Raw genomic sequence first — 5,072 nt, 5'->3', positions numbered from 1 at the left:
CTCGTCGGGGCCCGGGTCGGGCGGAGGCAGGTGCAACAGCAGCTCACCGGTGGCGAGGCCGGGGACCTCGTGGGAGAGCGAGCCATCGGAGGCTGTCGTGCCGCAGTGCTCGGTGCGTCCCACCCGGAGGACGTACTCTCGTCCCGCGTAGGGCTGTTCCCTCGGGTCCAACAGGATGATGTGCAGGCGTCGTTGCTTCAGCGTGAAGGTGCTCGTGTTGCCTGTCCGGATCGGTGCCGTCCTCGGACTGACCATGCCGCGTCCCCCGTGCTTCGACTCGCCCAGGTGCCGTCACCGTGATGCCGTTGACGCCAAAATAAGCGCAGTGCTCCTGAACCCGGAATCGAGTGACAGTGAGGAATCCACAATTCTGTCGGTTGGGTGAAACCCGCCGAACCTGTCAGGTCATGGAGGCGACGCGGTCCTGGCCTGGTGGGTAGGGCGAATGATCGCTCCTCGACGCGGTCGTGTCCCAGGGGGAGAGGTGCCCGAGCAGGTGGGTCAACCCGCCGCTGATTTGTGAGCGTCGATAGGGGCCTCCGCGGGTGGCGGGGGTGTTTCTTCCCGTGGGTGCGGGGGCCGTTGCCGTCCGGCTCCGAACACGGCGTAGAGGACCGGCAGCACCACCAGGGTGAGCAGGGTGGAGGAGATGACTCCGCCGATAACGACGGTGGCGAGAGGCCGTTGGACCTCCGCTCCCACGCCGGTGTTGAGCGCCATGGGCAGGAACCCGATGGCGGCCACGGCGGCTGTCATCAGCACGGGTCTCAAGCGTGAGAGGGCTGCTTCGCGGAGGGCTTCGCTCAACGCGTGGCCTTCATCGAGGAGGGCGCGCACGCGTGAGACGAGCACCATGTCTCCCAGCACCGATACGCCGGAGAGGGCGATGAAGCCCACGGCGGCGGAGATGGAGAAGGGCAGACCCCGAAGCAGGAGCGCGAGCACGCCGCCCACCAGGGCGAACGGCACGCCCGCGAAGATGCGCACGGCGTCGAGCACGCGCCGATAGGTGAGGTAGAGCAGGAGGAAGATGAGGGCCAGCGCCAGCGGCACCACGATGAGCAGTCGCGCCTGTGCCCGCTCCAGGTGTTCGAACTGTCCGCCGAAGCGGAGGTAGTAGCCCGAGGGCAGCTCCAACTTTTCGTCCAGGGTGCGGCGCACTTCATCGACGAAGCCGCCGAGGTCCCGGTCGCGCACGTTGGCCTGCACGACGATGCGGCGCTTGCCCCACTCGCGCTGGAGCGTGGTGGGCCCGGACACCTCGCGGATGCGGGCCAGCCGCCCCAGCGGCACACGCGCTCCCCCGGGCGCCGTTACCGGTACCGTGGCCAGCTTCGCCGGGTCATCGCGGTACTCCTCGGACAGCCGCACGGCCAGGTCGAAGCGCCGCTCGCCCTCGCGCACCTCTCCCACGCTTCGGGTACCCACCGCCTCCACGATGTCGAGCACCGCGCGGGTGGAGATGCCGTGGCGGGCCACGGCCTCCCGGTCCACCGTCACCTCGAGCACGGGCTGACCCGTGAGCTGCTCCACGGTGACGTCGGCGGCGCCTGGGATGGCCTTGACGAGGCCCTCCAGCTCACGGGCCTTGGCCTTCAGCACGTCCAGGTCGTCCCCGAAGAGCTTGATGCCCACGTCGCCGCGCACGCCGGCGATCATCTCGTTGACCCGCATCTCGATGGGCTGGAGGAACGCCATGCGCATCCCGGGCAGGTCCGCCAGCTCCGCCTTCATCTCCGCGACCAGTTCATCCTGCGTCGTGGCTCGCTTCCAGGTGTCCCGTGGCTGGAGGGTGATGAAGACGTCGGACAGCTCGATGCCCATGGGGTCCGTGGCCACCTCCGCCGTGCCGGTGCGCGTCCACACGCGCCGCACTTCATCGGGGAAGCGGGTGAGGAGCACCTTCTCTATCTGCGTGCCGTAGCGGACGGATTCGGTGAGGGACACCTCGGCCAGTCGCACGGTGTTGATGACGAGCGTGCCTTCGGACAGGCGCGGGACGAACTCGCTGCCGAGCTGCGTGGCGGCGATGAGCGCACCCACGACGAGCAGCCCCGCGCCGACGAGGACAGCCCGGGTGTGACGGAGGGCCCAGTCGAGCACGGGCTGGTAGCGGCGCTTGAGGAAGGTGACGAGGCGCGGCTCGCGGTGCTGTCCCCCGCCGCGCTTCAGGGCGAAGGATGCCAGCACCGGCATCAACGTCATGGAGAGCAGCGCACTGCCCAGCAGGGCGAAGATGACGGTGAGCGCCATGGGGCGGAACAGCCTCCCCTCCACGCCCTCCAGCGCGAGGATGGGCAGGTACACCACCAGGATGATGAGCTCACCGAAGAGGGTGGGCCCGCGCACCTCGACGGCGGCGTCGCGCACGACTTCGAGGAGGGAGCGGCTCCCCCGGGCCTCGGCGAGCCGCCGCTCCGCGTTCTCCACGAGGATGACGGACGAGTCGACGACGAGCCCGAAGTCGATGGCTCCCAAGGACATGAGGGTGCCGGCGATGCCGAATTGCAGCATCGCGTTGAAGGCAAACAGCAGGGACAGGGGAATGGCCGCCGCGACGATGAGGCCCGCGCGCCAGTTGCCCAGGAACAGGAAGAGGACGGCGATGACGAGCAGCGCGCCTTCCATCAGGTTGGTGCGCACCGTGCGCAGCACGAGGTCCACCAGCTCGGTGCGCTCATAGACGGGCTCCACGGAGATGTCCTGGGGCAGGGCGCGCTTCACCTCCTCGAGTCGCTGCGCCAGCGCCTTCGTCACCGTGTGGGAGTTCTCTCCGACGAGCATGAAGCCCAGGCCCAGGACGGCCTCGCCTTCGCCGTCCGCCGTGGTGGCGCCCCGGCGGATTTCATGGCCCACCTCCACGCGGGCCACATCGCGGATGCGCACGGGTACGCCGTCATGTGCAGCGACGACGACGTCCTCGACGGCTTTGCCGCTCTCCAGGATGCCCACGCCGAGGACGAGGCTCGCCGCGCCTCCTCGCTCCACCACGCCACCGCCCACGTTCGCGTTGTTCTCCTCCAGCGCCCGGTAGACGTCCTGTAGGGAGAGGTTGAACTGTTGCAAGCGGCGCGGCTCCACCACGACGTGCCACTGCTTCTCCTCACCGCCCCAGGCGTTCACCTCGGCGACGCCGGGCACGCTGCGCAGGCGCGGCGCGATGATGCCGTCATGCAGGGTGCGCAGCTCCTCCAGGCTCTTCGTCCGGCTCTTGACGACGTAGTGGAAGACCTCGCCCAGTCCCGTGGCCACCGGTCCCAGCGAGGGACGCTCGATGCCCGCTGGGACTTCCACGCGGCCGAGCCGCTCGGCCACCTGTTGCCGTGCGAACCACAGGTCCGTGCCGTCGCTGAACTGGAGCGTCACCTGGGACAGGCCGAACTTGGAGATGGAGCGCAGCTCGCTGACGCGGGGCAGGCCCGCCAGTGACTGCTCGATGGGGATGGTGAGCTGCCGCTCCACCTCCAGGGGCGTGAGGGCCGGAGCCACGGTGTTGACCTGCACCTGCGTGGGTGTCGTGTCCGGAATGGCGTCGATGGGCAGCGCCCGGAAGGACAAGAGCCCCGAGATGATGAGGGCCAGGGTGCCGACGAGGACGGCTCCGCGATGCGTCAGCGACCAGTCGATGACTCGGGTCAGCATGGTGGCTATTCGCCCTCCGCCGTCTCGCAGCAGCCCGCGCCGATGGACTCCTTGAGGATCTCCGTCTTGAGGAGGAAGGCGCCCGTGGTGACGACCTCTTGACCCTCGGAGAGGCCCTTCACCACCTCCACGACCTCACGAGTCCCCGCGCCCAGCTCCACCACGACGGGCTCGTAGAGTCCCGCGTCCTTCTTCACGAAGACGAGCGTGCGGCCCTCGGCGCGCTGGATGGCCGCGCGAGGGACGAGTAGGGCCGGATGTTCCGCGGCCACCTGCACGCGGGCTCGAAGAAAGAGGCCCGCCTTGAGGGCGCCCTCGGGGTTGGGCAGCTCCACGCGAGCGCGCACGGTGCGAGTGGTCGGGTCCACGGAGGCCCCTACGCGGGTGAGGGTGGCCTCGCGGGTTTCGCCCGGCATGCTCTCGAACGAGAGGGTGACGGGCTGTCCCGCGCGCACCACGCTGGCGTCCGCCTCGGGCACTTCCAGCAAGGCCCACAGGGTGCTCAGGTCGGCGATTTGAAGGAGCGTCTGTCCCGCGCCCACCTGTCTGCCGGGGACCGCGTCACGGCTCACCACCGTGCCGGCGAATGGAGCTGTCAGCGTGTACGTCCCCTGCTGGCTGTGGGCGGAGGCGCCCGTGGCCGTCAGGGAGGCGCGGGCGGCGTCGCGCTCCGCCTCGGCCGCGACCACATCCGCCTGGGCCTGTTCAAGGCTCTTGCGCGCGCTGATGCCACTGTCGACGAGCGACTGTTGGCGAGCGAGCGCGGCACGCGAGGCTTCCACGCGCGCCTGAGCCGAGGAGAGTCGACCCTGGTCCGCGCCCACCGCACCGGACGTCACCACCACGAGGGCCTGTCCGGCCTTCACCTCGTCGCCGACGTCGGCTCGGACTTCGACGATGAGCGCTTCGCCGCGAGTCGAGAGCTGGGCCCGGCGGTTGTTGTTGAAGTCGAGCTGACCGACGACCTCCAACGTGCGGGCAAAGGGCCGCTTCTCCACGCGCCGGGTCTGGATGCCCGCCTCTCGCGCGGTCTCCGCCGAGGCGAGGCGAACGCGCGTGCCTGGCTCGGGGAAGGCGGGCGGCTCCGCGCCGGCGGCCTTCACGAGCTCCGGGTGGCAGTACGGACAGACGGACTCCGGGAAGCCGTGCTCCCGGCAGTAGTCACCGGCCTCGATGAACTTCGCGACGAGGGCTGGATGACACTTCGTACACTTCGACTCGGGGACCGCGTGCTCCTTGCACCAGTCCTTCGGCGCGGTGGCCTGCGCGGTGAAGGTGAGGCTTGGGTTGCATTGGAAGCACTGTGACTCGGGCACTCCGTGTTCCGCGCACCAGTCGTCTTGTGCCTTGAAGACGTCGATGAGGTCCGGGTTGCATTGGGTGCACAGCTCCGCGGGCACCTTGTGTTCACACAGGGGGATGGGCTGGGC

General features: G+C 69.3%; 2 protein-coding genes and 1 pseudogene. All 3 read right to left on the bottom strand.

What is annotated here, in order from left to right; all coding sequences use genetic code 11:
- Positions 1–255 (bottom strand): annotated as a pseudogene (locus tag FJV41_RS47875) (peptidoglycan-binding domain-containing protein); the annotation flags it as partial.
- A gap of 246 nt (positions 256–501) precedes the next feature.
- Positions 502–3,642, bottom strand: a complete 3,141-nt coding sequence (locus FJV41_RS47870; RefSeq protein ID WP_141649312.1) for an efflux RND transporter permease subunit — start codon at positions 3,640–3,642, stop codon at positions 502–504.
- 5 nt (positions 3,643–3,647) lie between these two features.
- A partial coding sequence (locus FJV41_RS47865) for an efflux RND transporter periplasmic adaptor subunit (RefSeq protein WP_141649311.1) occupies positions 3,648–5,072 on the bottom strand: 1,425 nt, incomplete at its 5' end.

It is taken from the genome of Myxococcus llanfairpwllgwyngyllgogerychwyrndrobwllllantysiliogogogochensis, from assembly GCF_006636215.1.
In the GTDB taxonomy this organism is placed as follows: domain Bacteria; phylum Myxococcota; class Myxococcia; order Myxococcales; family Myxococcaceae; genus Myxococcus; species Myxococcus llanfairpwllgwyngyllgogerychwyrndrobwllllantysiliogogogochensis.
This window is presented reverse-complemented; position numbering and strand designations above follow the sequence as displayed.

Excerpts from the sequence above, each read along its gene's own strand:
- FJV41_RS47870 (WP_141649312.1), bottom strand. The coding sequence starts at position 3,642 with ATGCTGACCCGAGTCATCGACTGGTCGCTGACGCATCGCGGAGCCGTC.